General features: G+C 50.0%; 21 protein-coding genes. 15 read left to right on the top strand and 6 right to left on the bottom strand.

What is annotated here, in order from left to right; all coding sequences use genetic code 11:
* Window positions 1–20: 20 nt before the first annotated feature.
* Both glpK and FMM01_RS11970 read right to left on the bottom strand, forming a co-directional pair.
* Window positions 21–1,538 (bottom strand): glycerol kinase GlpK, encoded by a 1,518-nt coding sequence (glpK, locus tag FMM01_RS11975; protein WP_027828103.1) that lies wholly within the window; start codon window positions 1,536–1,538, stop codon window positions 21–23.
* 276 nt (window positions 1,539–1,814) lie between these two features.
* Window positions 1,815–2,141 (bottom strand): DMT family transporter, encoded by a 327-nt coding sequence (locus FMM01_RS11970; protein WP_027828102.1) that lies wholly within the window; start codon window positions 2,139–2,141, stop codon window positions 1,815–1,817.
* Between the two features lie 351 nt (window positions 2,142–2,492).
* Here FMM01_RS11970 and FMM01_RS11965 point away from each other — a divergent pair, with 351 nt between their 5' ends.
* The 5 genes from FMM01_RS11965 (at window position 2,493) to pglX (ending at window position 13,495) form a co-directional block, all read left to right on the top strand.
* Window positions 2,493–4,715 carry a DEAD/DEAH box helicase gene (locus FMM01_RS11965; protein ID WP_223850072.1) on the top strand — a complete coding sequence of 741 codons (2,223 nt, stop codon included), beginning with the start codon at window positions 2,493–2,495 and terminating at the stop codon, window positions 4,713–4,715.
* Window positions 4,716–4,889: 174 nt separating this feature from the next.
* Window positions 4,890–5,489, top strand: coding sequence for a DUF1819 family protein (locus FMM01_RS11960; protein WP_150392679.1), 600 nt, complete (start codon window positions 4,890–4,892; stop codon window positions 5,487–5,489).
* Window positions 5,489–6,070, top strand: a complete 582-nt coding sequence (locus tag FMM01_RS11955) for a DUF1788 domain-containing protein (protein ID WP_019900164.1) — start codon at window positions 5,489–5,491, stop codon at window positions 6,068–6,070. The genes FMM01_RS11960 and FMM01_RS11955 overlap by 1 nt, the downstream gene beginning before the upstream one ends.
* A gap of 11 nt (window positions 6,071–6,081) precedes the next feature.
* Window positions 6,082–9,807: a BREX system P-loop protein BrxC gene (brxC, locus tag FMM01_RS11950; RefSeq protein ID WP_150392678.1), complete on the top strand. Its 3,726-nt coding sequence runs from the start codon at window positions 6,082–6,084 to the stop codon at window positions 9,805–9,807.
* Between the two features lie 52 nt (window positions 9,808–9,859).
* A complete protein-coding gene (pglX, locus tag FMM01_RS11945; RefSeq protein WP_150392677.1) occupies window positions 9,860–13,495 on the top strand; it encodes a BREX-1 system adenine-specific DNA-methyltransferase PglX in 3,636 nt (1,211 codons plus the stop codon).
* A gap of 59 nt (window positions 13,496–13,554) precedes the next feature.
* Here the strand turns inward: pglX and FMM01_RS11940 are convergent, their stop codons facing one another.
* The 3 genes from FMM01_RS11940 to FMM01_RS11930 form a co-directional block, all read right to left on the bottom strand.
* The gene (locus tag FMM01_RS11940; RefSeq protein ID WP_150392676.1) at window positions 13,555–14,634 is read right to left on the bottom strand and encodes a tyrosine-type recombinase/integrase; all 1,080 of its coding nucleotides are present in this window, start codon (window positions 14,632–14,634) and stop codon (window positions 13,555–13,557) included.
* A 445-nt stretch (window positions 14,635–15,079) separates the two neighbouring features.
* Window positions 15,080–16,138, bottom strand: a complete 1,059-nt coding sequence (locus FMM01_RS11935; RefSeq protein WP_150391459.1) for an IS30 family transposase — start codon at window positions 16,136–16,138, stop codon at window positions 15,080–15,082.
* An 88-nt stretch (window positions 16,139–16,226) separates the two neighbouring features.
* Complete coding sequence (locus tag FMM01_RS11930; protein WP_150392675.1) at window positions 16,227–16,709, bottom strand: hypothetical protein; 483 nt, start codon at window positions 16,707–16,709, stop codon at window positions 16,227–16,229.
* 141 nt (window positions 16,710–16,850) lie between these two features.
* On the opposite strand from FMM01_RS11930, the gene pglZ reads away from it, so the two are divergent.
* From pglZ to FMM01_RS11885, 9 genes are all read left to right on the top strand, one after another.
* Window positions 16,851–19,385: a BREX-1 system phosphatase PglZ type A gene (gene pglZ / locus FMM01_RS11925; protein WP_150392674.1), complete on the top strand. Its 2,535-nt coding sequence runs from the start codon at window positions 16,851–16,853 to the stop codon at window positions 19,383–19,385.
* Window positions 19,386–19,431: 46 nt separating this feature from the next.
* Complete coding sequence (gene brxL / locus FMM01_RS11920) at window positions 19,432–21,504, top strand: protease Lon-related BREX system protein BrxL (RefSeq protein ID WP_190973497.1); 2,073 nt, start codon at window positions 19,432–19,434, stop codon at window positions 21,502–21,504.
* Window positions 21,505–21,580: 76 nt separating this feature from the next.
* The gene (locus FMM01_RS11915) at window positions 21,581–21,904 is read left to right on the top strand and encodes a winged helix-turn-helix domain-containing protein (protein WP_150392672.1); all 324 of its coding nucleotides are present in this window, start codon (window positions 21,581–21,583) and stop codon (window positions 21,902–21,904) included.
* A gap of 46 nt (window positions 21,905–21,950) precedes the next feature.
* Window positions 21,951–22,544: a restriction endonuclease gene (locus FMM01_RS11910; RefSeq protein ID WP_150392671.1), complete on the top strand. Its 594-nt coding sequence runs from the start codon at window positions 21,951–21,953 to the stop codon at window positions 22,542–22,544.
* A gap of 93 nt (window positions 22,545–22,637) precedes the next feature.
* The gene (locus tag FMM01_RS11905; RefSeq protein WP_150392670.1) at window positions 22,638–22,994 is read left to right on the top strand and encodes a hypothetical protein; all 357 of its coding nucleotides are present in this window, start codon (window positions 22,638–22,640) and stop codon (window positions 22,992–22,994) included.
* A 216-nt stretch (window positions 22,995–23,210) separates the two neighbouring features.
* Window positions 23,211–23,807 (top strand): hypothetical protein, encoded by a 597-nt coding sequence (locus FMM01_RS11900; protein ID WP_150392669.1) that lies wholly within the window; start codon window positions 23,211–23,213, stop codon window positions 23,805–23,807.
* A 30-nt stretch (window positions 23,808–23,837) separates the two neighbouring features.
* Window positions 23,838–24,182, top strand: a complete 345-nt coding sequence (locus tag FMM01_RS11895) for a hypothetical protein (RefSeq protein WP_150392668.1) — start codon at window positions 23,838–23,840, stop codon at window positions 24,180–24,182.
* 4 nt (window positions 24,183–24,186) lie between these two features.
* Entirely contained in the window at window positions 24,187–24,468 is a 282-nt protein-coding gene (locus tag FMM01_RS11890; RefSeq protein WP_150392667.1) for a hypothetical protein, read from the top strand.
* Window positions 24,469–24,513: 45 nt separating this feature from the next.
* Window positions 24,514–25,059 (top strand): hypothetical protein, encoded by a 546-nt coding sequence (locus FMM01_RS11885; protein WP_150392666.1) that lies wholly within the window; start codon window positions 24,514–24,516, stop codon window positions 25,057–25,059.
* Window positions 25,060–25,132: 73 nt separating this feature from the next.
* On the opposite strand, the gene FMM01_RS11880 is transcribed toward FMM01_RS11885, so the two are convergent.
* Window positions 25,133–25,837, bottom strand: coding sequence for a hypothetical protein (locus tag FMM01_RS11880; RefSeq protein ID WP_150392665.1), 705 nt, complete (start codon window positions 25,835–25,837; stop codon window positions 25,133–25,135).
* 135 nt (window positions 25,838–25,972) lie between these two features.
* On the opposite strand from FMM01_RS11880, the gene FMM01_RS11875 reads away from it, so the two are divergent.
* Entirely contained in the window at window positions 25,973–26,446 is a 474-nt protein-coding gene (locus FMM01_RS11875) for a hypothetical protein (RefSeq protein ID WP_150392664.1), read from the top strand.
* Window positions 26,447–26,482 lie beyond the last annotated feature (36 nt).

Here is a 26,482-nt window from a genome sequence, read left to right as displayed (position 1 = left end):
CATATCCCCCAGATATGGGTTTACCCTTCCTTGGGTTCGTGCTTGTACATCTGGGTGGCGGCCACAGCTTGCTGCCAGCCATCGTACAGGAAGTCCCGTTCCTTTGCGGCCATCTTCGGTTCGAAGCGCTTGCCAATCGCCACAATGTTTTGTAATTCATCGGTGCTGTTCCAGAAACCAGTGGCCAGACCGGCTAAGAAAGCGGCCCCCATGGCGGTGGTTTCCAAGTTAGCGGCCCGTTCAATGGGAATGCCCAGAATATCCGCTTGGAACTGCATCAAATAGTTGTTGTTGGCCGCGCCGCCGTCAACCCGCAAAGTCTGGATCGGAATGCCGGTATCCTTGTTCATCGTGTCCACAACGTCCCGAGACTGGTAAGCTAGGGATTGCAGCGTCGCCTTGATGAAGTCTTCCCGGGTCGTCCCCCGAGTAATGCCGAACACGGCCCCCCGCGCACCAGAATCCCAGTACGGCGCCCCCAAGCCAGTGAAGGCCGGAACGACGTAGACCTCGTTTTGACTCTGGGAAGCCAGCGCAGCGGCTTCAGAGTCGCCGGCTTTCTCCAATAACTTCATCGCATCGCGCAGCCATTGGATGGCACTGCCGGCAACGAAGACGGATCCTTCCAGAGCGTAGGTGACCTTGCCGTTCAGGCCATAGCCGATGGTGGTCAATAGATTATTGTTGGACAGGGTCGGCTTTTCACCAGTATTCATGACGATGAACGCCCCGGTGCCGTACGTGTTCTTGACCATCCCGGGTTCCAGCGCCAACTGGCCGAATAACGCCGCCTGCTGGTCCCCAGCCATCCCGGCAATGGGCACGGTACTGCCGAAGAAGTGGTACGCCGCCGCGTTGCCGTAAACCTCTGAGTTGCTCTTCACGTCCGGCAGCATGATCTTCGGAATATTCAATAATTTCAAAATTTCATCATCCCATTGCAGGGTGTGAATGTTGAAGAGCATGGTCCGGGACGCATTGGTGTAATCTGTGACGTGGAAGGCCCCGCCAGAGAGTTTCCAGGTCAGCCAGGTATCAATGGTGCCGAAGAGCAGCTCGCCTTTCTCCGCGCGTTCCTGAGCCCCAGGGACGTGGTCCAAAATCCAGCGGACCTTCGTGGCCGAGAAGTACGGGTCGATCAGCAAGCCGGTGGAATCGTGGATCTTATCCGCATAGCCGTCTGCCCGCAACTTATCCGCAATCTCGCTAGTCTGCCGAGATTGCCAGACGATCGCGTTATAAATCGGCAGCCCCGTCTGCTTGTCCCAGATCACCGTCGTTTCCCGTTGGTTGGTGATGCCGATACCTACGATCTGCCGCGGTTGAATGCGGGAGTTGATGAAGGCTGTGGCAATGGTCGATAATACCGCGTTCCAAATTTCATTCGCGTTATGTTCCACCCAGCCCGGATGCGGGAAGTACTGCGGGAACTCCCGCTGCGCATCGGCCACCTTTTTGCCGTCGTGGTCGATGATCACCGCCCGGGTGCTGGTGGTGCCTTCGTCAATTGCCAAAATGAATTTCTCTTCTTCAGCCATATCTTGGTGCCTCCTTAGAACTTGTTTGTGTACAATGATTTCGCTTACATTCTACATCGTACACCAGGTGGGAACCTGATGCCAACTAAAACGTCTTGAAAAATAATTCACTTGTTGTCGGCGGGGTATCGGCTGAATGCCTCACAGTGGGTGGCTTTGCGCCGATTCCGCGGTGGGCCGAAGATTGCGCAGAAAGCGGGTATGTTTGCTTCACAAAAGGATTGGCGGTCGGCAGAAATCATTTTTCGCCGGCAGCCCGGCAGTTATTGAGCGTAATCACTCGCCACCGCCCGTAGTCAGCTTGATGCCGATAATTCCCACAAAAAGCAGCGCGACGAAGAACCAGGTCGCCGGCTTCAACTGATCACCGAAAAGTACGACGCCGGCGATGACAGTGCCCACCGCGCCGATGCCCGTCCAGATTGGATAAGCCAGACTCATGGGCAGCTTGGTTGTCGCCTGGGATAGCAACCCGAAGCTGGCAATCATGCCGATCAGCGTCGCGATGCTCCAGCCCAAGTGGGTGAAGCCGTTGCTGAGTTTCATGAAGGTCGCCCAAACGACCTCGAAGATGCCTGCGAATACTAAGTAGATCCATGCCATGATGTAGTTCCTCCTTGTATGTTGGCCACCATCGCGGAATACCGAGCGCAGTATGCGGCGCAGCGTTCCGCCAAACAAAAATAGCCACCCATGGTCCGTTCCTCCGATGACCTATCGGAACGGTGCGAGGTGGCTACCCGGTGGCAGTTGGTGTGATGGGGGATATTTTAGCACATGGGGAGGGTGGGGCCAAACAACGTTGGCGCACTAAGCAAAATTCGGCAACACTGGCGGTTCCCTGGGTAAGGGAACTCAGTAGTGTGTCCATAGATATCCTGTGCTACGATAAGCTGCATAGGAATAGTTTGCGTAGGTACTTAGACGTCAAAGGGGAGAGTTACATTGGAGTTGGTGGCACCGAAACAAAGTGATTATAACCGGTTGAAAAGAGAAATTGATGCGGCTAAAGCACACATCGGTGCATATGAGTCCATCGTAAAGACAATTAAACCCGATTTGGTAAAGAATGCGGCTCGCCTTTATGAAATTGAAGTCCAAGATGCGATCAATGCGTATCAACTCAACAAATCGGGTGGCAGCGGCTATCAAAAAATCATTAGCAAACTGGCTACGCAAGGGATTGGTACGCTGGGCCAATTACTTTCGTTCTGCCAAAATTCGGATTTTATACTCCCGGGATTCTCCTTTGTCGAGAGTGAGAATTTACGAGCGGCAGCAGAAAAGCTGAAGCAGGATGTGCAAAGAAATACAAGACTTGTGATTGACTTTTCCAGATACAGGAAGCTAAGTACTGACATACTGCAGGGAGCTCATCTATGGGGTGAGGTAGACGGATTAAGTGCCAAGTTACGCGTTATAAACGGTGAAAAATTAGAACCGTTGACCAAGTACTTTAATAAGTTTCCGGTCCAACGAATTGGAAATATGCGGTGGTTGTTAACGCGCCGTCAAACGAAAGAAAAGATCATTCGGCAATTTTTCCGGCTGAAAGAGGATACAAATCAGCTAACGGCGATAGTTGGCGACTTTTCAGCGTATTTTCAACAAGCTGTCGGTAGCCAAGCGGATATCGAGGCTGACTTTTTTAGAAATGCCGCTGGCTATTACGCGTTTTTTGAATCTATTGGTTTACCAGGCACACAGAGCACCGAGTCTAGCGAAGACCAATTCGTAAGAATGGCCAGTGGTGCAGACGTGACAGCTGATGGCGCAAGACCAGGTCAAAAACCGCCAATCAACGATGCGTTGCGCCAGATCATGGCGCGAATCAGTCAAATCGACCCGTTGTCACCCCTACTGAAAGCGCGCTTACGAAATTGGCAGAAGTTCGGAGCCAAGTATATTTTGGCGCAGAAGAAGGTTCTTCTCGGCGATGAGATGGGGCTCGGGAAAACTGTTGAAGCGTTGGCAGTGATTTGCAAATTGGCTGCTCAGGGGAAAACTCATGCACTCGTTGTTGCACCAATGAGTACTTTGCCAAATTGGCGAAGCGAGGTTCATAAACACACCCATTTGCAGGGGACGATTATTCATGGCCCCGATCGAAATGAGCAATTTCAAAAATGGATGATTAACGGTGGTATTGCTTTGACCAATTATGAGACGATGTGGCGGCTTAATCCTGAAGGTGTACACATGACGGATATTTTAATCGCCGACGAGACCCAGTATGAAAAGAATCCGTTGGCCAAGCGCTCACAGTGTATACATGAAGTAGCCAGAGAGGTGCCCTATGCTGTGTTCATGACGGGTACGCCAATTGAAAATGTTGTGGACGATATGATCCACTTAATTGAACCACTACAACCAAAAGTAGCAGAGTCTTTGCCAAATGGGGTATTTATGACCCCTTCTGAATTTCAAAGAACTGTGGCACCAGTATACCTGCGGCGTCGAAGAGAACAAGTATTGGGTGAGTTACCGGCACTTCAGCAGAGTGATGAAAAGTTTGATTTTGGCGTAGAGGAAGAAGCTAATTATCGGTTAGCGGTGGCAAACGGCAACTTTATGGCCATGCGCCGAGCAGCGTGGACAGGAAAGACGGTACGATCGTCACCGAAAATGGAGCGTTTGAGTGCGATATGTCGGGAAGCACATGCAATGGGACGTAAAGTGCTGGTATTTTCCTTTTTCCGCGCGGTATTACAGAAAATTCAGAATGAGATTCAGGACATTGGCTTCCCAGTGATCATGGGTGGGGTAAGCAGCAATGACCGCCAGGCAATTATCGATCAGTTTAAGGCTTCTCAAGACAGAAATGTTTTGTGTCTTCAAATCAATACAGCTGGCCTGGGGCTGAATTTACAAGAAGCCAGCATTGTCATCTTTTGTGAGCCGCAAATCAAGCCATCTTTGGAGTCTCAGGCATTGTCACGGGCCTATCGCATGGGACAAGCACAGAAGGTGAGCGTGTATCGGTTGTTGACTGAAAACAGTGTCGACGATTTAATGCTGGAGCTATTGGATCGAAAGCGCAGAACATTCGAGAACTACGCTCAGAATTCAACAATGGCAATCTCCACTGCTGACGCAACGAGTTCAGTGGATGATCACGCCGTTGAGCAGCTTGAAAAGCAACTCATCTCAATGGAACAAAAGAGGCTGGCGGTTTAGCTGTTTCTTTCTGGACCATTAGTCAGGCCTTGAAAATGTGCGTGATGATCAGACATATCAGCCGCCGGTCGCTGCCTATCTGGTATACTAAATCCAAACGAGTAAAATGTATCTTGACACGTCTGGATGTAGTTCACAAGGACGACCATTATTTCACAAGCAAGGAAGGTAGACATGAAACGAATATCGGCCGGAGCGGTTAAATTCCAGTTTTGGTTCACAGAGTTTGTTCAAGCAATGGGCATGGCTGACGAGAACGACGACTTCACCGAGTTGCGCCAACAGATCTTGGCAGAGAACACGTTCCATGCCTCCTCCCATGCCCGGCTGATCACCACGACCGGCGTGGTTTTACGACGTGTGAGCTCCCTCACACCAGCGATGCGGGCACTCTTCGATCAGCTCGATCCGGTCAATCAGCGGATTGTGAATCTCATTGCTATCATGAATACGGAGCAGTTGATGTATGCCTTCATGTATGACGTCTTCCGTCCGGAACTAATCCTGGGCGACCGGCAGATTGAGTCTTACGAAATGGCTGCCTTCTTTACGAAACTGCCTTTGGAACATAAGGAGGCAGCACACTGGACAGATCAGACACTTAAGAAGTTGCGAACGTCACTAAGCGGTTATTTGCGCAGTGCACAAGTGGTCAAGGACTACAAGGACACACTGGTGGTTGAGAACTATTTGCTCGATGAGCGCTTGGCAGACCGGCTGCGCGAAGAAAACCACTTGGATTACTTAGCAATCCTGACGGGGAGGACGTCGTAATGGTACCACTGAAGAAGAAGTTTCAGGACTTGCGGGAAAAGATCCAAACGCAGTCATTTCAAGAGAATCGGGGCCTGTCGAACGAGGTTGGTTACTATATTTTCGATTATGATCCCGAGAAAGAACTATATGTCCGCGGCGAAATTGGCGATATTATCCGCCAAGAAAAAGCGGCGCCCACGGGTGTCACCATTCAAGTGTTCAACCTGTTCACCATCATGTTGACGATTGTTGATCAGTTCGGCTACCGGGAAGCGTTCATTGATCTGGAAAAAAGTAATGGTATCACCCAAGTGATTGACTGGATGAACAACATCATGGAGATGAACGAGGAACATAACCTAGTGGTGCAGTATATCAGCGACCATTTGAACAAAGATGGTCCCACCATCGTGTTCATTACCGGTGTTGGGCAGGTTTATCCAATTATCCGGGCCCACAAGGTGTTGAACACCATGACCCAGGTCATTGACCAAATTCCGGTCATGATGTTCTATCCAGGTAATTACAACAGTGTGCGGTTGCAGGCCTTCGGGGAGCTGCAGGAAGACAACTACTACCGCGCGTTTCATTTCGAATAGGGGAGATAACAATGCAAATACGCGACTTATTTGTTAAACCGATTGATCGAAATATCCAAGGCGTCATCAAGGTTGGCCAGGATGCAGACGCTAACGTGAAGCAAGAACTGGACGAGTACGTTGTTACCCGAGAATTGAAAGGCCACTTTGATGACTTCTTTGCGGCCTATGAGAAAAGCATCAACCATGATACTGATGAAATGGGGGTCTGGATCTCCGGTTTCTTCGGTTCTGGTAAATCACACTTTCTAAAGATCCTTTCCTATCTGTTGGAAGATCGGAAAGTTGACGGCAAGAGCGCCATTGATTATTTCAAAGAGAAAATCAATGACCAGATGACGATCAACCGTATTGAGCTGGCTGCGCAACAGCCAACCGACGTGGTGCTGTTCAATATTGATTCCAAAGCTAAGACTGGTGCCAAGTCAGATGACAATGCCATCATCAATGTTTTCCTGCAAGTGTTTAACGAAATGCAGGGCTTTTCGAGTACCAATTTTTGGATTGCTGAAATGGAGCGCCAACTAGTTGCGCAGGGTAAGTACGACGCCTTCAAGGACAAGTTCACGGAGTTGGATAACACTCACATGGATTGGACGGTTGGTCGGGATCATGCCATTTTCAAGAAAGGCACGATCAAAGATGCCCTAGTGCAAGTCGATGCATACAGTGAAGAGGATGCCCAGGGCTTGATGGATCAATTGACGACATCTTATCAAGTCAGTATTGAGGACTTCTCTAAACTGGTGGCCGCTTATATCAAGAAAACCGGCAAACGGGTCGTTTTCCTGGTGGATGAGGTTGGCCAGTTCGTTGGGGAAAGCACGCAACGGATGCTCAACTTGCAAACAGTGGTTGAAGACTTGGGCGCGGCTACCCACGGCAAGGCTTGGGTGGTCGTCACTTCCCAGCAGGCCATTGATACCATTACGGACAAAATCAGCGGTCAGGACTTTTCCAAGATTCAAGGCCGGTTTGCGACCAAGATCAGCATGAGTTCGGCCAACGTGGACGAAGTCATTCGCAAGCGGCTGTTGGCAAAGACAGAGCCGGCTACAACACAACTTGCAGCAGACTACGAGGCTAACGCAGCCGCAATCAATAACATGATTGATTTTGATGATGGCGTGGATCGGCCTAAGTTCCGTTCAGGGGAAGATTTTGCGGCGACCTATCCGTTCGTTCCGTATCAGTTTAACTTGCTGCAAAATGTGCTCACAGCGGTCCGGACCCACGGCTCTGATGGTAAGCACTTGTCTGAAGGTGCACGGTCGATGCTGTCCCTGTTCCAGGAATCTGTGGAAGCTATCATGGACCAGCAGGATACGGCACTGGTGCCATTCAGCTTGTTCTTTGAAGGCCTGCGCCAGTTCTTGGACCACACCCATAGCATCGTGATTGCCCACGCGGTGGACAACGACACCGTTGATCCCACCCATGAAGAAGATAACTTCAACGTCCAAGTACTGAAAGCACTGTTCATGGTCAAGTATTTGAAAGACTTTGACGCGACGCTGAACAACATCGTGACGTTGATGATTGACTCAGTGGATACCGATCGGGTTGAATTGCAGAAAAAGGTCCAGAATGCATTAGCCATTCTGCGGCAGCAACGGTTTGTCGAGAAGAATTTGGACAATTACGAATTCTTGACCGATGCAGAACAGGAAGTCAACCAGGCCATTAGCCGGGAAGAGGTTTTGTCAGGCGAACTGGAAGATCGGATGGGCAACTTCATTTTCGATCCGAAAACGGGTATCACTAATAAGTACACTTACCCCAAGTTGAAAGGTCGTTACAATTTCACGTTGAATCAATACGTGGATGAAACTCCCCAGGGGCGGACCAACAATGACATGACGATCCAAGTTATCACGTCTTTGGATGCTGCCAATAATCGGAATGAAGCCAACTTGCTGCTTCTGTCCATGGATCCATCTAAACATAAGATCGTGGTTGATCTGCCGAGCACGGACGACTATCTCGGCGACTTGCGGCGGGCGGAGCAGATTGGAAAATTTGTCATGCTTGGCAACGCCCATGCCGACGCTCGGTTCAACTTCATCAAAGAACAGCGGACGGCTGAACGGCAGCAGCTGTTAGTCAAGGCTCGGGAGCGGATTATGACGGCCTTGGAACAAGCAGACGTTTATGTTGCCGGTCATAAGATTGAGGGCGGCAAAGACTTCCAGGGGCGCTTCACAGATGGTTTGAAGATGTTGGTGGATGATACGTATCGCAGTTTAGGACTCATTGATGCGGCCAAGTCGTCGTCAGATATTACGCAAATCCTGGATCAGGATAATGAGTTGGCAGTATCCACGCAGGAAAACGAGCGCGCGGTCCAAGCAGTGAACAGCTGGCTCCAGCGGACGATGCAAAAGGACAAGCATGTGACGTTGCAGGCCATCTTAAACAACTTCAAGGCCATTCCCTATGGCTATATTGAGGACGACATCGAATGGCTGGTGGCCAAGCTGCTGGCGGATGGCAAGATTCAAGCTAATCTACAGGATCAAGTACTTTCTCCGGTCAATCCGGCGTACAGGTCTCAGGATATTGCCAATTTCCTGACCAAGAAGCAATACGCAGAACAGATTTCAATTCAGGTGAAGAAAGACATCAATCCGCGTTACCTGCGGGAAATGAAGGACGTCGCCGATCAGGTCTTCAATAAGCGGTCATTCAGTGCAGCTCAGCCGGATCTGATGGTGGCTGAATTGAAGGAGAAGATTGCCAAGGACAATGGGACGCTGCAGTTCTTTGATCAAAAGAATGGTTCCTTCCCGGGCCATGAACTGCTCAAAAAAGGCAGCAAGATGTTCAGTGAATTACTGGCCATTAATGATGCGGAAACTTTCTACGACAAGATCCATGCTCGTTATGATGATTTGCTGCAGTGGGCGGATGACATGAGCGACAAGGGTATCATGGACTTCTATTTCAGCGATCAGCAGCAGACAATCTGGACGCGGGGATTGGATGACATCGCGCGGTACAAGGCATCCCATGACTTCTTTACCAGCACGGCTTTGGCCGAGGACTACCAGCAGCTGAATAAACTGCTGAATGAGGACCGAGCTGGACGAGTTATTCAAGAAATTGATGGTGTTCATCAGAAGTTTGTGGATACCTTTGCCAAGATTATGGACGATCACCAGAAACAAGTGACTGACAAAATCCAAGCAGTCAATGAAAAGGCCAAACAGCGGATTAACGATTCTTCCACCGGAGATGACTTCAAACAGCAACGGCTGGCGACGTTGACGGAGCAGATCAAGCGAATTATGACCGAGGCTGAGGAAGCGCCAGATCTGACGCGCTTAGAGGCCAAACCGGCAGCAGCTGATGCGGTGTTAAGGCGCATTACGCAGAGCTTGGAAAATGAGGAGCAGCGACTAGCAGAAGAACAGAAGCTGGCTGAGAAAGAGCGGCTGGAAGAACTCGCTCGGAAGAAAGCAGCCGAGGTGGAGAAAGTATCCCCGAAACCGAGTTCAGACGAGGAACCCATTAAGCTTGTGGATCCGTTTCCTGCTCCTGGCCCCAATCCGGCGCCTCAACCAGAACCCGCAGCACCTGTTGTTATTCAAACTAAGTATCTTGAAGCCGATCAACTACCCATCGAACGGGAATGGTCCATTTCCTCTAAAGATGATGTAAACCGGTATGTTGAGAAGCTTCGGCAGGCATTGCTGGATCAAGTTAAAGAAAACCAGATCACGAAGTTTACCCTCTAGCAGACAATAACGGCTATTCGTGGGAGTGGCCGTTATTTTGAAAGGAATCGCAATGGATAAAAAGAAGATTCATGATTTCGCGGTGAAAGCCCGCCGCGAGCTCATCGAGAGTGTTGAGTTAAAGCTGACCCAAGTGGGGATCACCAGAGACGGTGTGAAAGAGAAACTGCCAACATCGACGGCCGAAATTGCCTTCTACGTGCCAAACGACACGGAAGGGGTCAGCGGAAGCGATACATCACGTCGGGTCAGCTTAGTTCAGCGGTTGCAGGCCGCGGCGGCCAAGGATGATTGGCATACTGCTTACGATAATCTCGTAGAAGAGGCCTCGTACACCTGGTTTAACCGGATCATCGCATTACGATTCATGGAAGTGAACCATTATTTGCCAAGCCGGGTTGCCGTGCTTTCTTCCGAAGAAGGACGGGCAGAGCCGGACATTCTGGCTCATGCACTGGAAATCGAAGACGACCTTGGCGGCTTTTCCGAAAAGCAGCGGGATCTTATTCAGCGTGCCCAAGAAACCCAAGAACCAGCGGCGATGGATGATGCGTATCGACTGCTTTTTTTGAAGCAGGCCAACGCCTTGAATGCCAATTTACCCCATTTGTTTGAGAAAACAACTGACGCCTTACAATTATTGTTCACTCCCAGCTATCAGAATGGGGTGATTAAGGAACTCGTGACCGAGGTGCCGCGGGATGATTTTGACGTGGAGAAGGAGGGGCAGGTCGAGATCATTGGCTGGCTGTACCAATACTACAATGAGGAACCTAAGGATGTTGCCTTCAAAAAAAGCAAGTACGCTGCGTCAGACATTCCAGCCGTCACTCAGTTGTTCACACCAGATTGGATCGTCAAGTACTTGGTTGAAAATTCGCTGGGCCGCTACTGGTTTGACGTGCTTCATACGCGCGGTGATCAACGGTCTGAACAGGACATTGCCCAGGGTTTCGGTTGGCGCTATTTCATGCCCGCTACTCAGCAAACTGAGGATGTTCAGCAGCAACTGTTGGCGATCAACAGTCATCTGTCAGGTAAGAAGCTTCAACAGATCACCTTTTTAGATCCTGCCATGGGTTCTGGCCACATCCTGATTTATGCATTCGATGTCTTCATGCAGTTATATCAAAGCGAAGGTTATTCAGCACGAGAAGCCGCCAATAGCATTGTTGCTAACAACCTATTTGGCCTGGATATTGATCAACGGGCATACCAACTCGCCTATTTTGCAGTGATGATGAAGCTTCGACAATACGACCGCCGTGCGCTGAATCAAGCCGTCGAACCGCATCTGTCGGATGTTCCTCAAACCAATATTCATGATGACGATGTACCTGAATTAACTAGCATCTATAGTGACCAGTTGCCGCAACAACAAGCTAAAGCCTTCCAAGGTGCAGTGAGGGAATTCAATTCCGGAAGCGTTCTTGGATCCTTAATCAAGCCTAATTTGGACCAAACAGTATTGTCTGAATTGAAAGTGCATACTACTGTGAAGGCGACAGAACCAACTCAACTTTCTTTGTCAACTCCCAGTTCTAATTTCGGCGAGATGCCGAGTATAATGCGTGTGCTCACTATTTTATCATCTCAATACACAATCGTAGCCACAAACCCACCCTACATGGGGTCCAGCAAAATGACGCCAGCTCTTTCAAAGTTTGTCAAAAGGGAATATCCAGATAGTAAGGCAGACCTATTTGCAGTGTTCATGGAATTGACACAGGAGTTGAATGTTGAGGATGGATATCATGCACTCATTACGCAACACCAGTGGATGTTCCTATCCAGCTTCGAAAAACTGCGGGTGAAGTTGCGCAAAAATGCACTTATCAACATGGCCCACTTGGGTACCCATGCATTTGAAGAAATTGGTGGCGAGGTGGTCCAGTCCACTGCATTTGTGATGAGAAACGTTGCTATATCAAACTATGTTGGCACATATGAGAGACTAGTAACTGCTCCTTCTCAGACCGCAAAAGAAGCAGTTTATTTAGAGATGGTGAGCGATCCATCTCATAGGAATCTCTATCGAACTAACCAAACGAATTTTGAGAAGATCCCTGGGAGCCCAATAGGTTATTGGGCCAGCATGAGTACGATACGGCAATGGGAAAAAAGACCAACCTTCAGCAAAGAATTTAAGACCCGTGCTGGCATGATCACAGGGGATAATTCCAAATTCATTCGCTTGTGGCATGAGCCTAGCTTAAGCGGTACTGGATTTGGCTTTTCCAATCGGGATAGTGCAAAAGTAAGCGGAATGAAATGGTTCCCATATAGTAAAGGGGGTGCTTTCCGTAGATGGTATGGAAACAACGAGTATGTAGTCAATTGGCAAGAGGATGGTAATTATATGCGTAACTACCGAGACTCTTCCGGAAAGATAGCAGCTCATGCGTTCAATTTAGATTATATCTTCAAGGCCCAAGTAACATGGTCGGCAATATCTAGTGGTATATTTTCGGCTCGTTTATGTCCAGAAGGATTTCTATTCGATGCTAGTGGTAGTTTTGGAGTCATTCCCAAAAAGTATATTATGTTTCAGCTTGGCTTTCTAAACTCGAAAGTTGCACAGTATCTCTTAGAAGTTTTAAATCCAACGATGAACTTTCAAAAGGGAAATATTGGTGATCTTCCAGTTTATTTGGAAGAAAATACAGGCGTATCCAGTGTGGTAAAGTCCTGCGTAAACATTGCCCATAAAGATTGGGATACAGCAGAATGCTCGTGGAATTTTATTTGTTTTCCTTTGGTTGCTCACATCGCTGAGCATAATCGAAATTGGACTGTGGAAGCAGCTTTCAATCAGTGGAAGCAGGAGGCCCAAGATCGTTTTGATCAACTGAAGAAGAATGAAGAAGAACTGAACAAGATCTTTATTGATCTGTACGGTTTGCAGGACGAATTGTCACCAGAAGAGTCCGACAAAGAGGTTTCCGTACGTAAAGCAGACTTAGGACGGGACATCCGTGCCTTCATGTCCTACTTTATCGGAGTCACACTTGGCCGGTACTCGCTCGATACGCCAGGACTGGCATTTGCTGGTGGCGATTGGGATGCTTCGAAGTACACAAGCTATCAACCCAATGCGGATGATGTGATTGTGCTGACTGACTCTGATTATTTTGGCGATGACCGAGATGTCATGCACCGCTTCCGGGAGTTTTTGACGGTTACTTTTGGCAAAGAACACTTGGAAGAGAATCTCACGTTCATTGCCAAAGCACTGGGTAAAGCGGGCGACACAGCAGAAGATCAAATTCGGAGTTATCTGTTCAACGACTTCTACAAGAACCATCTGACCATCTATCAGAAACGACCAATCTATTGGCAGCTGGACTCCGGTCGGCAAGGTGGCTTCAAAGCATTGATGTACCTGCATCGATACGACGGCGACACGATGGCGATGATTCGCACGTCGTATTTACACACCCTGCAGGCCGCTTATGAAAAGCGGGTGACCACGTTGGACACCTTCATCGCCTCAGAGACCAATACGCGTCAGAGGAACCAGTTGATTAAACAGCGGGACCACACCCGCAAACAGTTGGAAGAATTGGTGAAGTATGACGCTCAACTCCAACACGTCGCCAACATGCATATTGCGATTGACCTGGATGACGGCGTTGTGGTGAACCACCAGAAAGTACAAGCAGACGTCAAGTTATTGACGCCCATATAATAGATATTTTCCCCTCTAGAATTGATCTGGAGGGATTTTTGTGCCAACAGATGTGCCAACTATGCATTCTCGAGAATTGCCAGGATTTTATCGGTATCTTTTGCCTCTAATTCCTTGATAATGTGCAAGTATGTAGACTGAGTGGTCGTGATGCTGCTGTGGCCGAGACGTTTGGAGACGGAAAGGACACTCACGCCTTGGTAAAGGAGGACGGAGGCGTGGGTGTGGCGAAGCCCGTGGAACGTCACTCGGGGTAGTCCCAGTGCATGCAACTTGTTTGTCAAGACTTGGTTGATTTCGGCGCTGACCATGGCGTGGCCGTCAATCAAGAATAGCGGTGTATTTGGTGATGTGGGGTGTTTCTCTATGAAGATGTGCAGGCGATGCAAAGAGATCGAGTCGAGCGGCAACTTACGCATTGACGCTTTGTTCTTCGTTTTCTTGAAGCCGGCGTGGTACTTGTAGTCCCAGGTCTTATTCACGTCGACAGTGCCATCCTGCCAGTCAATGTCATTGATGGTTATGCCTAGGATTTCTGCATACCGCATGCCTGTGACGGCGGCCAAGTAGATCATCATTTCGGGAATCTGTTCTGTATCCAGATGATGGATCAGCTTCTGCCATTCGCCATAATCGAGTGCTTTTTTCGAGCGGTGAACTGCCACCCCGGTGACCACGGCCTTGCGGGTTGGATCGTTGGCAATGATGTGTTCATCCAACGCATCAAGCAGCGCTGCTCTGATTTGCTTGTGGAATGCCGACACAGTGCGGGGCGCGTGATCGCGAGCAAAGACGTTCAGCCGTTCTTGGTAAACTGTTCGGGTAATATCCTTCAGCGGCATTTTGCCGAAGATCTTGCGGATGTGGTTCAGTGTGTTTTCGTACTTGACGAAAGTGACGTTGGTTACAGAGTTCCGCTTATAGAGATTTATCCAGCGTTCGAAATAGACGCTCAGTGGAATTTCTCCGGCTTTGAATTGGCGTACATCAGCATAGAGTGACTTCACCTGACTAGCTGCCAACTCCGCATCAGACTTGAGGCAAAAGCCAGACTTTCGTAATTTTTTGTAGGCGCCATCCAGATCCTTGTACGAAATCTCGTACTGCCACACTTTACCTCTTTTTCGGTAACTGACCATGTTAATGTCCTCCTAATCCAAATGTTTGGCACTTTTTTGGCACATTCTGTATTTTATGCCACCAAGTAGTCAATTTTTGGGCCTGATGCTCAACCGTAGCGCATATGTTGGAAAGACATTGTTGAATACGGTGAATTGCCAATACTGTATGCTCAGCGATGGCGGCTGTGAAATCCAATGTGTAGTCAAAGGAGGTTTCATATGAATCCCACTCGCTTTTGACGAGCCTTATTGATTCTCTAACATTGAATATAAGTTGGATCCTTATGCCTTGCGGCACCTCAATAATGGGAAGCTGTTTAAAGTCACCCACCTGTTTATTTATAGTTTCATTGAGCACATCCATTAACGCCGGCAAAACTTTGGAATTTAGAAATCCCCGAATTGTCAAATTAAGTGCAACAGTGAAGACTCATCCATGTGAATTGGTTTAGTGTGAATTGGTTTAGGTAGTGGGCAGGGATTCCTCCAGGCCCAGGGGGGAGGCCTGGAGCGCCGCGATTGCGCTGCGGTATCCAAGGCACTTCCTTAACCGGTGGTTTAAGACATCTTGGCTCTTACGAATCTTCTCCTTAGAGACTTCCCATAGTGATTGACCCTTTGGAATGAATTCTCGAATCAAGCCGTTGGCATTCTCGTTACTGCCACGTTCACTGGGTGTATAGGGATGGCAGTAGTAGATCTTTGTTCCTCTGAGTTGGTCCAAGAGGGCGAACTCAGAACCGTTGTCGAAGGTGATGGAGTGGAATAGATAAGGATCATGTGTGTTCAGAACGTATTGCATGGCCTCTAAGCAAGTCCGGGCGTGATAGTTTGGGATCTTGTAGATCAGCTCATAACGTGTGACACGTTCTGTCAGGGTGAGTAATGCTGGTTGGTCGGCAGAACGCTTCCCCTTCACCAGGTCGCCTTCCCAGTCACCAACAAACCAGCGGTTATTGATTTGTTTGGGCCGCTTGTCGATGGACGTTCCAGCGATGCGTTTATTCTTACGCGCATGACTACGGCCTGGCCTTTTCTCGCGACGCCGCAACTTCTCAGGCAGATCCATGTTGGTCACTGACAACAGTCCGGCATCAATGTAGCGATACACGGTCGGCGTTGAGGGGCACGAACGATTAGGCCAGAGTTGCTGGAACTGATGCACGTACCCATCAATACTTTGTTCACGATACGCATGCTTCTTGATCTGAGCGGTCAGCCAGTTAAAGAAGTAGGTACACTTCTCCAACATGCTCTTGGCGTGGGAATGGGTCTGTCGTTCTTCGTGTTGTCGTTGGGCAGCATCAAAGAAGTAATCCTTGTAGTAATGATAATTCGAATCCCGTTGCTGGACTCGGCCGCGCTTAAGCTCACGGCTTACCGTACTAGGGGAATGATGGATGATGTGTGCAATATCGCGAATGGAATATTCATGGGAGTGCCAAAGCGCATCAATTATTCCGCGCTCGCCCTCTGTGAGTTGAGTGTACGAGCCGAGACTGTTAGACTGATTGTGGGTCATGAAGGTCACCTTTCTTGGTAGTTTAGTCGCTTCAAGGATAGGTCTTCATGGCCTATTTTGTTAAATCAACCCGGTCGATTGGTCTAACTCAATCGGTGTTGCACTTCAATTTTAAATCCGGCGAATTTAGAAATCCTAATACTTGCTCAAAATAGGCATTGTCATTCATGACTGCAAAAGGAGCGGCATCGCCTTGCAACCAGCCTTTAATGTTTATGCGCGAACTTAATCTTGCAGAAGTTATTTTGTTCCACACAATGCTTTTCTTAAAATACAATCGTTCATTTGGGATGATTGATTTTGGATATTGCTTTATTGCGTTTCCATTATGGTCCCACAACACCACTTCTAAAACGTTCCCGTACCATTTTCTGTATTTACCGCCGTTATTGAAAAGGACCCATTTGCCAACACCATCAGTAGATATTTGCTCGAGATTCACCTCCCACCATGATCTAATAAACTTTATGCTATTACCAGTCTGAAGACCTCTTCTGGGAGATGCTATTTGTTCAAGCGGTGCCCCGACACTAAAAGCTTGACGAACTGAGTCACTGGCCCAATATGCCAACCGCATTCCTGGAAACACTGAAAAATTCGTTTGGTTAGAACGATAAGATTAGCGAAGTATGGCATTGGCAGAGCCCCTTCGTTATACTTAACACAGGTTGAGAACACGGATAAGCGGACACTGAAACGGAGAATGAAAAACATGGCGGAGCTAGACACCAAGAAGATCGTAGCGGGTATTGAGAAGCTGTTTGCGGACAATAATCACTTTGTCTTTTGGTATGACGCACAGGGCGAGTTTGCGGACAACATTGCGGATATTACGGAGCAGTTGCGGGAACCGGTCGTGATCATGGGGAAGAATGAGCAGTTTAAGACCAAGCTGACGCTGGTGGCGATGGAGCAGCAGGGGCAGTCGGCCTTGGTTTATTCGCCGGCGCCGAAGCCGGATCTGACGGAGAATTTCATGACAGACATGCTTTATTATTCGCGGGAATACACCGCCAATGCGCTGGTCATGCTGCGGCAGGAATTGCGAGTGCCGGACGAGGATGCCGCGACCTTCCAGGAGCAGAAACGGTTTTTTGCCAGCAAAGACCGCCAGGCTAAATTTCAGAGACTCTATCAGCCGGGCAAGGATTTGCAGATGGCCATCATGGCTGCGCTGGCCGGGGCCAGTGATCACACCATGACGATGGTCTTGCGGGCCGTGCTGCAGGCCGGCATTGGTGATACCAATCCAGTTCTAGCAGAGTTTGAAAAATATGGTCTGCTCACCCAGTTCTGGGAGAACGTGCGGAACGCCTATGGCTTCAATGGTGCCACCAATTCGCTGCTGGATTTCACGACGGCCCTGTATTTGAACTTTGCCTATTACCAAATGGAGAAGGATCTGCCGCGGAGTATCGATAATTACAAGCTGACCAGCGCCAACAATGCCGTCACCTTTCTGTCCTTAGCGAGAAATGACCAGACATTTGCGGATACATATCGTCAGTTGGCCGAAGCAGTGTGGCAGCATCTTGAAAGCTTCAGTGGTGTTTCCCGGCAGCTCCAGCAACTGGATATTGTGGACTTGCTCAAGACGGATGTGTTTGCCAACTTTGACCGGCAAATCCTGGCGTGGGTTGTCGAGCGATTGCAGGCGGATGATTTCCATGCTGTGGCGGGGACGACGCCGTTGGCGGATGTCTTGACGCAACGAGAAAAGATGTACTTCGGTAAAACGTATCATTATGCGTATGCCTTACTGCAAGCTGCCTTGGTGATTCTCACGTACCGCCGGCGTGAGGTGAAAAGCTTAGCGGCCGCCAAAGAACAATACATCACCACCGATTATGCGGTGGATACAGCGTACCGGCATTTCGTTCAGCGCTACGACCGGATTGCCATTGACCTTACGGATCTTCTGGAAGGTATCGCTGACAAAGTGGACAACACTTACGTCAATGAATTTCTCACCCCGACGGTGACAGCTTGGACCACAGTGTTTGATCCGCGAGACGTTGAACCGCGTAGCTGGCAGCGCAGTTTTTATCGGACATTTATCAGTTCTCCTAAGGAACGGATCGTCGTGATTATTTCTGATGCCTTTCGATTTGAAGCTGCAGCGGAGCTGAAACGCAAGCTGAATGATCAGGATGTCTACAGTACAGAACTCGATACGGTATACTCTGGCTTGCCCTCTGTGACGTATTTTGGAATGCCAGCATTGCTGCCGCATCAAACATTGACGTACCAACCGGACAAGACGGTCTTAGTAGATGGACTCAAAGCAGACACGCTGGAGAAGCGCCGTCAGATCTTGCAAAATCGGGATCCGCAGAGCAACGCCGACCATGTGATGACTTTTCTCAAAGACTGGGATACGCCGCAAAGAAAACAACTCTTGGCGGGACAAAAGGTGGTTTACTTGTACCACAACGAAGTGGATGCCACCGGCGATGACGCGAAGACCGAGAAGCAGGTCTTTAACGCCACCGAGGAAGCCATCAACACAATTGCGCGGACAATCGGTTTTCTGCGTAATTTAAGTGTAGCGCACATCATTGTGACCGCCGATCATGGGTACCTGTACAAACGGTCTGGTTTGGATTCGGCGGACAAGATCGACATCAGCGGCCACGATCTGGACGTGTTGGGGCAGCGCTATGCGATCAGCAGTGAGACCATCGAGCAGCCCGGGGTGCGGTCACAGCGTCTGGGGGCACTGCTGGATAATGATGATCAGCGGCGTGTCTATTATCCGGCCACGGATAGTATCTTCAAGTCCGCCGGAGCGGGACAAAACTACGTGCATGGCGGCGCGTCACCGGAAGAGATGATTGTGCCGGTGCTGCACGTGCGGACACAAAGTGGTCGATCCAAGGCCACACCGGTGTCGATCAAGGTTACAGAAGGCGCCCATCGCATCACCAGCCGCAGCGTGATGGTGCCCATTTCTCAAGAAGAACCGGTAACCGACAAGACCACCGCCGCCACCTATGTACTCTACTTTGTCGATAGCCAGGATCGGCCCATTTCCAACGAACAACGCTATGTAGCCGATAGTCGGGAGGATGATCCGCAGAGCCCGAGCCGGCGCCAGAGCTTCTACCTGACCTTACAGGATCGGGACTTCGACAACAGCGGCGCGTACTATCTGATTATCCAGAATGCAGAAACCAAGGAAGAGATTCAGCGGATTCAATATCAAATGGACTTGACGATTAAAGGGGATTTCGGCTTTGACATCTGATAACAAGCAAGAGGAAGAAAAGTTACGAGCGAAGAGTGACGGCGACGTGGCCGTGCCGGCGGAAGCCATTGCTCAGGAGCAAGCGGCAGAAAACGTGCAGACAGACTTGCTGGACAAGCTGGAGGCCTTTTTCCCCGGGCGCTTCGTGCGCAAGGATCTGACGCAAAAGATCAAGGAGGGGGCGAATGTTCCCACCTATGTGCTGGAGTTCTTGCTGGGGCAGTATGCCAACAGCTCGGATCCGGTGATCATTGAACGGGGCGTGGAAAACGTCAAGAAGACGCTGGCTAATAACTACGTGCGGCCGGACGAGGCGGAAAAGGTGAAGTCTCGGATTCGGGAAGAGGGGGCGTATACGGTCATCGACAAGATTACCGTGACTTTGAACTCGGATAAGGACCGGTACGAGGCGGCGTTTGGCAACTTGGGCATCACCGGTGTGCCGGTGGATGAGCGCTACGTCCAGGACTATGAACGGCTGTTGGTGGGTGGTATTTGGTCCATCGTGCGGGTGCGCTACGACCATACCAGCGATGACCATTTTCTCATTGATCAGCTGACCCCGGTTCAGGTGCCGTCTGTGAACATGCAGGAAGTTTATGATGCCCGGGAGAAATTCACGACCGACGAGTGGATTGACTTGTTACTGCGGACAATTGGCATGGAGCCGACACAATTTGACGATCGGGTGAAATGGCTCATGGTATCGCGGTTGATCCCGTTTGTCGAGAATAACTATAACTTCGTGGAGCTCGGGCCCCGGGGTACCGGTAAGTCACACGTCTACAAAGAATTGTCGCCCAATTCGATTCTGGTTTCTGGCGGTCAGACGACAGTGGCCAACCTGTTCTTCAACATGGCCCGGCATGAAGTGGGGCTAGTCGGCATGTGGGACGTTGTGGCCTTTGACGAGGTGGCTGGCATCAAGTTCAAGGATAACGATGGCGTCCAGATCATGAAGGATTACATGGCGTCCGGCTCCTTTGCCCGGGGCCGGGACGAAATCCAGGCGTCGGCCGGGATGGTCTTTGTTGGGAATATTAATCAGCCGGTGGATGTGGTCATGCGGACGTCCAATCTGTTTGATCCGTTTCCTGCTGTCATGGCCAACGACACGGCCTTTTTGGACCGGATCCACAATTACTTGCCTGGCTGGGAGATTCCGAAGTATCGGCCGAATTTCTTCACCAATGGATACGGCCTGATCACGGACTATTTTGCGGAGGTCATGCGGGCCCTACGGAAGATTTCTTACGGCGATGCTTTCGATAAGTACTTCACCCTGGGTAATCAGCTGAACCAGCGAGACACGATCGCGGTACGTAAGACGGTGTCCGGGATGGTGAAGTTGCTGTACCCTGACGGTAAATTTACGAAGGAGGACGTTGCCCAGATTCTGACGTTTGCCATGGAGATGCGCCGGCGGGTGAAAGAGCAGCTGAAGAAAATTGGCGGCATGGAGTTCTACGATGTGAACTTTTCTTACATCGACAAGGAGACTTACGACGAACATTTCGTACCAGTGCCAGAGCAGGGTTCGACAGGCTTGATTCCTGAGAATGAGGGGAAGCCTGGCCAAGTTTACACCGTTGCTTATGATGCGGATGAGCGGTTGAGTCTGATAAAGTTGGAATCACAGATGACGGCTGGCAACGGGAAGACGAGCTGGACCGGGATTCAGTCCAATCGGTTGGCGAAGGAAGAAATGGATACGGCGTTCAATTACCTCAAGGCCAATTTTTCCCAGGTTAGTCAGAATATTGCGCCGGCGCAGCATGACTATATCGTGAACGCGACCAATCTGAATAATGGCGCCATGGCGGCGGAATTGTCACTGGCGACCTATGTCGCACTGGTTTCTATTTCGGTGGGCAAGCCGGTCATTGGCGGGTTAGCCATCCTGGGAGACTTTTCCATTGGGGGTACCATTAAGAAAATGGATAGCTTGGCGGATCGGCTGCAAGTAGCCCTGGATAGCGGGGCGAAGGCGGTCTTGATTCCGTCCAGTGCCACGAGTGAGTTGGGCACGGTGCCGGGAGATTTGATTGCGGCTTTCTCATTGAAGTTCTACAACACAATTGAGGATGCGGTGATGAAGGCGTTGGGTGTGCAGCAGTAGGGAGAGTACTGCTTGACAGGTTCAGACAGGTATTGACTGATCAGAACACGGCGGGTGGTTTAATGAGGTGCAGCGTATGAATTACAAAGACTTGAAGATTGGTAAATATGGCATTCCGTCGTGGGACGGCTTCTTGCCGGTAATCTTGTTTGTTGTCCAACAGGGAGATATCTGGAGAAGTAAGGATTTTCGGGCCAAGATGTTGGCGCTAATTCAGTTACCCAAGGACTTAGAAGAATTGGCATATTCTAAATACCCCGATGACAAAGTGGCAGATAACCGTGTGACGTGGGCTATCAGCGAGTTATATAATGCCGGTCTGTTAGCACGCACGCCCCAAGCGTGGACTTTATCAAATCACCGAACGAGGACAACAACTGACGGCACAATATGGGCTTAAACTGACGCAACAAATAGTGCACGCCGAGCCGGCATTTATCGCACATATGGCAGAATTACAAAAACGGCAAGTCACCGAAATTATGGATGTTGGCGAGACGGATGAAAGCGTGGAGAAGATTGACACTCCTCGCAAGATTACCAAAGAAGCCACTGACTTCAACAATCAAATTGCCACTGAACTGCATAAACGAATTTTGGAATCTGACCCAGCGTTTTTTGAAAGTCTGGTTACAAAACTTTTGGAAGCAATGAATTATAAAGGCCCAAACGGAACTGTTGAGATTACACCACTGACAAATGATAAGGGCATTGATGGCATTATTAATCAGGATCCGTTGGGGACGAGGACGGTGTACGTTCAAGCTAAGCGATACGCAACTGAAAATGTTGTCCAACGGCCAGCCATTCAGGCGTTTTACGGTGCTTTATCACAAATTCATGCTGATCGTGGAGTTTTTATTACCACGTCATCTTTTTCCAAAGGCGCCGTTGAAGCCGCCACAAGTTTTTCGATTGTCTTAATTGACGGTATACAGCTCACAGATCTGATGCTCCAATATCACGTAGGTGTTCAAGTGAAGCAGACTTTGCAATTGTTCGAGGTGGACGAGGACTTTTTTGATTTAGATACTCTATGATAAGAACAATTCCGGTGCTTTGGTGCACTTGATCAACCGTGCTGATTCAAGTAAGATCCAAGATCAATAGATTAAGGATTGGAAGTGGCTTGGATGGCACGAATTAGTGATCAAGAAATACGGAACAATATCGACAAAGCGGCGGATTCCCCGATCATGTCCGGCGTCCATTATGGTCATGATTATCCTGACCAAGCCTGCTTTATCCTGCGCCATGGCACATTAGTGAGCGGCGGGATTGGCTTCTGGTTTGAAAAGAACACGGTCGCAGTGTTGCAGTTGATGCTGGGCAAGTGCGCCAGCGACAACTTCCAGGCGATGGTTCTAGAAGCAGGACTGGTGTTGGTTTTGCCAGGGGAGTATAAATACATCATTTACAACGATCCAACAGAGAGCCAGGAGGAAATATTGGCAGATTTACGGGAAGTCTTTGGATTTGACGAGGGGTAAAGTCGGATTTTCAAGGTGATCGGCCACGGTCTGTAAGCCCTTTTTCTCCAACTCGTTCCGTGGTACATTATCAGTAGCGCAATTTCTTCCTTGTATCTGGTTTTCGTCGACCTAAGTATGCAACGCAGAGGGAACTGCGCTTCTTTTTGACCTCAAAAGGTCTTGCACGCTGTTTTCACGTTGTCGGGCTACCACGTTGAGAATGGAGGAATTACCATGATCAGAACAGTCATGTTCTACTTCGAAACCATCGAGACCATGCCCATTCCGGCAGAATACGTTGATTTCGGCCTCGAAGGCATCACAGAGTCGGTGTATCTGCGGCGCGATGCCGATGAGCAGCCGTATGCGGCGCGGGGCAAAGTCATTGAGCGGGGCTACATTACCATCCGCAAGGCCTGGTTTACCACTATTGCTGGGCGAATCATTGACCTGGTGCGATACGACTCCCTGGCGGAGCGGACGCTGTCTCATTCTTTCGGCTTATTGAAAGAGGAGGTGACCACCTGGGCAGCCGCGGGTCTGTCGGACGCCCAGATGAGTCGGAAAATTGTGGCCGTTTTGACCGATAGCTTTGTCGAGACCATCCCTTCTGATCTGGTCGAAGTGATGTTGGTGACCCTGAAGGAGCCGGGTAGGGTGCTGGCATTGCCCTGGCCTGAGCCGGTTGGAGGCGACACGGGGGAGTTCAATCCGTGTGCGGTCAATCTGGAAACCGCCGACAAGTTCATTACCGTAATCGATGCCCACGATCACCATATGCAAGAAAATGGCCGCGAAAAGGCCCGGAAGATGGGCTTTGCTGTTAACTGACCGCAGCAAACTGCAAAGGAGAGTGGCGACATGACTGACGTTAAATCCATCGAGTTTGTCTTCGAAAACACGGAAGGTTTGATATTGCCCGTAGACATCATCGATTTCCGGCTGCGGCACATCACGGAGTCGGCCTATTTATCTCATGCGCAGAAGGATTCGGTAGACGAGTCTTTCCCCAAGGTTGCCGGCGAAGGCTATATCAAGATTCGCAAGGACTGGTTTCCAACCCTTGCCGCCCGGGCGATCATGGCCGCCCGCCGGCAGACGACTGACCCGCTTGTCGCCCGGACTTTTGCCAGCCTTTATTTCATGGATCGGGATACGCAAGAATGGGTGGCTGCAGGACTGCAGGACTGCAGGACTGCCGGATGACGAGGTGAGCCAGCGCATTGTGGAGCGGTTGACGTCGCATTTTGTTCAGATCACATCATGCGATCTGATGTACCTGACATTGATGACGCCAGGACAGCCGAATAGACAGTATGGGCTGCCTTGGGAAGAAGTCGAAAGCGATGATCCCCGATATTGGGGCGATAATCAATATGCGGTAAACCTGGAAACGCCGGAGCATTTCGTTATTTTGTTCGACGGGAATGATCTGCACATTCAGGATCATGGTCGGGAGAAGGCTCAGGAGTTAGGAATCCACGGGTTTTAACGCCACGCAAAGATAATCAGCGAATAGCAGAAAGAGGCGCTCATTGTGAATTATTACAAAGACTTAGGCACCAATCAGGCAGCAATGAATACATTTGGCCCAGCGGATGTCGTGCAGACGGTCAACAAGATTATTGAGGGTGACCCAAGGCGGCGGATGCTCGGTACGCTTGATCCGTTGGCCATTGCTGGGGATCAAGAGGTATTTCTGGTTTGGCTGAGCTACTTGGATACGGAGGATGAAAACCAGTCACCCTTTGAGGGGAATGATCTGCGCATATTTCGAATCCCGTTGCCAGTGGATGATTCCTTAGTGGCGCGTACGCTGATGCATGGCTCAGTGGTACGCGAGACGGCTATGAAGGCAGCAGAGGCCGCGTATCAGAAACGATTGCATAACTATCCAACAGTGTATGCGTTTAAGGACGGTTACACCGTCTGCTTCACACCGGGCAATTTCCCGGGGCTGGAGGTTGTGTTCAGTGATACCGACCAATTGCAGCAAGACAAAGTATTCCAGTTATGGTCCGATGCGCCTATCGTCCCACTAGATGGTCGTGACGAAGAGCAGCCTTCTGCTTCCACTGACTGAGTGTGAGTGGAAATGATCTCCATTTCCAAGATCGTGGTCGGGAGAAAGCGGCAGCGATGGGATTTGATCTGATTTAAACCCACCAGCCAGGGATCCGCTCACTGATATAGGTCCGCCAATGTTCTGCAGCGGCGTCAGCGAAAGGACCATGGATCATTCGAGGGACAAGATACCCTGAAATGAAGCGGTGGATTTCCCCGGTCACTACCGGGTCAGTATATGGCGTAGAATTGGCCCAAGCCAGCTCGCTTAACATGATTTTAGCCAAAACAGTATAGTGGATGTCCGCCTGCAGTAAATCAAAGAGGATACCGCCTTGCTGCTGCATCAATTGGAATTCTTCGCCAAAAAAGTCGTCGGCCCAGGGCAGCGTGTCGTCGTGCCGGTCAACTGCGGCAGCGATGTCAAGAAAGGCTTGTTCAGCTGCACTGGGCATGCCGCCCAAAGTTTTCCGGATACGAATCATGGCTTCAACCAGTTGGAATAAATAGGCGTAATCCCAACTGCCGACGTAACCGCGCAAGTAATTCTTGAAGGCTTGGGCATCGGCCGCGTCAGCTTGAGGGAATATCTCGCGGAACACGGCGACGGCGCCTTTTTCAAACCGCCTGTGATACATGAGCGAGACAGTGAATGCGCCGTGTTGGATGCGTTGATCGTCGGCCCGGTAGCGCTTGAGCAGCCCGTTCTTGGTGGCGTAGCGGTCACCAATCAAGCGTTGACCAGGAAGCGGTGCCGGCAGCGTGCGATAGGGTCCCAAGGGACGGTTCTTATACATCAGATAGCCCTCCTCGAATTCGATTTGCCACCAGTGTAACAGGTTACAGCTGACCAAAGAAGACCAATGATTGACATTGACCCGGCGCACCGCAACAATGGAGGCAAACATCCAAACAAAGGAAGCATTGCAATAATGGCAGACAGAAAACCGACACCCATCGCCAAGGTTTATGAAGCCTTGAGTGCTGTTGCGGATCAGCGGGTCACGTTCCCGACCGAAGAACCAGGCGAGGCCTTAGTGGTGTCGTCGGATCACAGTAAGCAGTATACGGTGCGTTTCGGGGACGGCTTTTATTCGTCCAACGATAACGCCACCTATTGGCAGCATTACGCCGGGTACCCGATCGTGGCGGTGCTGATTGAGCAGCACAAAATTGGCTTGCCCAGCAAGTCGAAGAAAACCGTGCAGGCCTTTGCCGGCGTGAACTGGAAGGCGCTGAACACGCAGTATAAGGACGATTACGCCAAGGCAACGGCGGACTTTCTCAGCAACGCGGACGACCCCAAGGCCTTGCAGAAGCTGGTGCGGATCGTGGCCGATCAGCTGGGCGCCTTGGACTTCGCCGTGAAGGGCAATCGGGCGCAGATGCGGCAGCCGGAGGCGTAATCCGGTATTCCGGCATACTGAAGACATGCAGAAAGC

The sequence above is a fragment of the Schleiferilactobacillus harbinensis genome (assembly GCF_008694105.1).
Lineage (GTDB): Bacteria > Bacillota > Bacilli > Lactobacillales > Lactobacillaceae > Schleiferilactobacillus > Schleiferilactobacillus harbinensis.
The sequence above is the reverse complement of the archived record's forward strand: the minus strand, read 5'-3'. Positions and strand labels throughout refer to the sequence as shown.

Coding starts and splice junctions, on each gene's coding strand:
- glpK (WP_027828103.1), bottom strand. CDS start 1,538: ATGGCTGAAGAAGAGAAATTCATTTTGGCAATTGACGAAGGCACCACC.
- FMM01_RS11970 (WP_027828102.1), bottom strand. CDS start 2,141: ATGGCATGGATCTACTTAGTATTCGCAGGCATCTTCGAGGTCGTTTGG.
- FMM01_RS11960 (WP_150392679.1), top strand. CDS start 4,890: ATGAAACGAATATCGGCCGGAGCGGTTAAATTCCAGTTTTGGTTCACA.
- FMM01_RS11955 (WP_019900164.1), top strand. CDS start 5,489: ATGGTACCACTGAAGAAGAAGTTTCAGGACTTGCGGGAAAAGATCCAA.
- brxC (WP_150392678.1), top strand. CDS start 6,082: ATGCAAATACGCGACTTATTTGTTAAACCGATTGATCGAAATATCCAA.
- pglX (WP_150392677.1), top strand. CDS start 9,860: ATGGATAAAAAGAAGATTCATGATTTCGCGGTGAAAGCCCGCCGCGAG.
- FMM01_RS11940 (WP_150392676.1), bottom strand. CDS start 14,634: ATGGTCAGTTACCGAAAAAGAGGTAAAGTGTGGCAGTACGAGATTTCG.
- FMM01_RS11935 (WP_150391459.1), bottom strand. CDS start 16,138: ATGACCCACAATCAGTCTAACAGTCTCGGCTCGTACACTCAACTCACA.
- pglZ (WP_150392674.1), top strand. CDS start 16,851: ATGGCGGAGCTAGACACCAAGAAGATCGTAGCGGGTATTGAGAAGCTG.
- FMM01_RS11915 (WP_150392672.1), top strand. CDS start 21,581: ATGAATTACAAAGACTTGAAGATTGGTAAATATGGCATTCCGTCGTGG.
- FMM01_RS11910 (WP_150392671.1), top strand. CDS start 21,951: ATGGCAGAATTACAAAAACGGCAAGTCACCGAAATTATGGATGTTGGC.
- FMM01_RS11905 (WP_150392670.1), top strand. CDS start 22,638: ATGGCACGAATTAGTGATCAAGAAATACGGAACAATATCGACAAAGCG.
- FMM01_RS11900 (WP_150392669.1), top strand. CDS start 23,211: ATGATCAGAACAGTCATGTTCTACTTCGAAACCATCGAGACCATGCCC.
- FMM01_RS11895 (WP_150392668.1), top strand. CDS start 23,838: ATGACTGACGTTAAATCCATCGAGTTTGTCTTCGAAAACACGGAAGGT.
- FMM01_RS11880 (WP_150392665.1), bottom strand. CDS start 25,837: ATGTATAAGAACCGTCCCTTGGGACCCTATCGCACGCTGCCGGCACCG.
- FMM01_RS11875 (WP_150392664.1), top strand. CDS start 25,973: ATGGCAGACAGAAAACCGACACCCATCGCCAAGGTTTATGAAGCCTTG.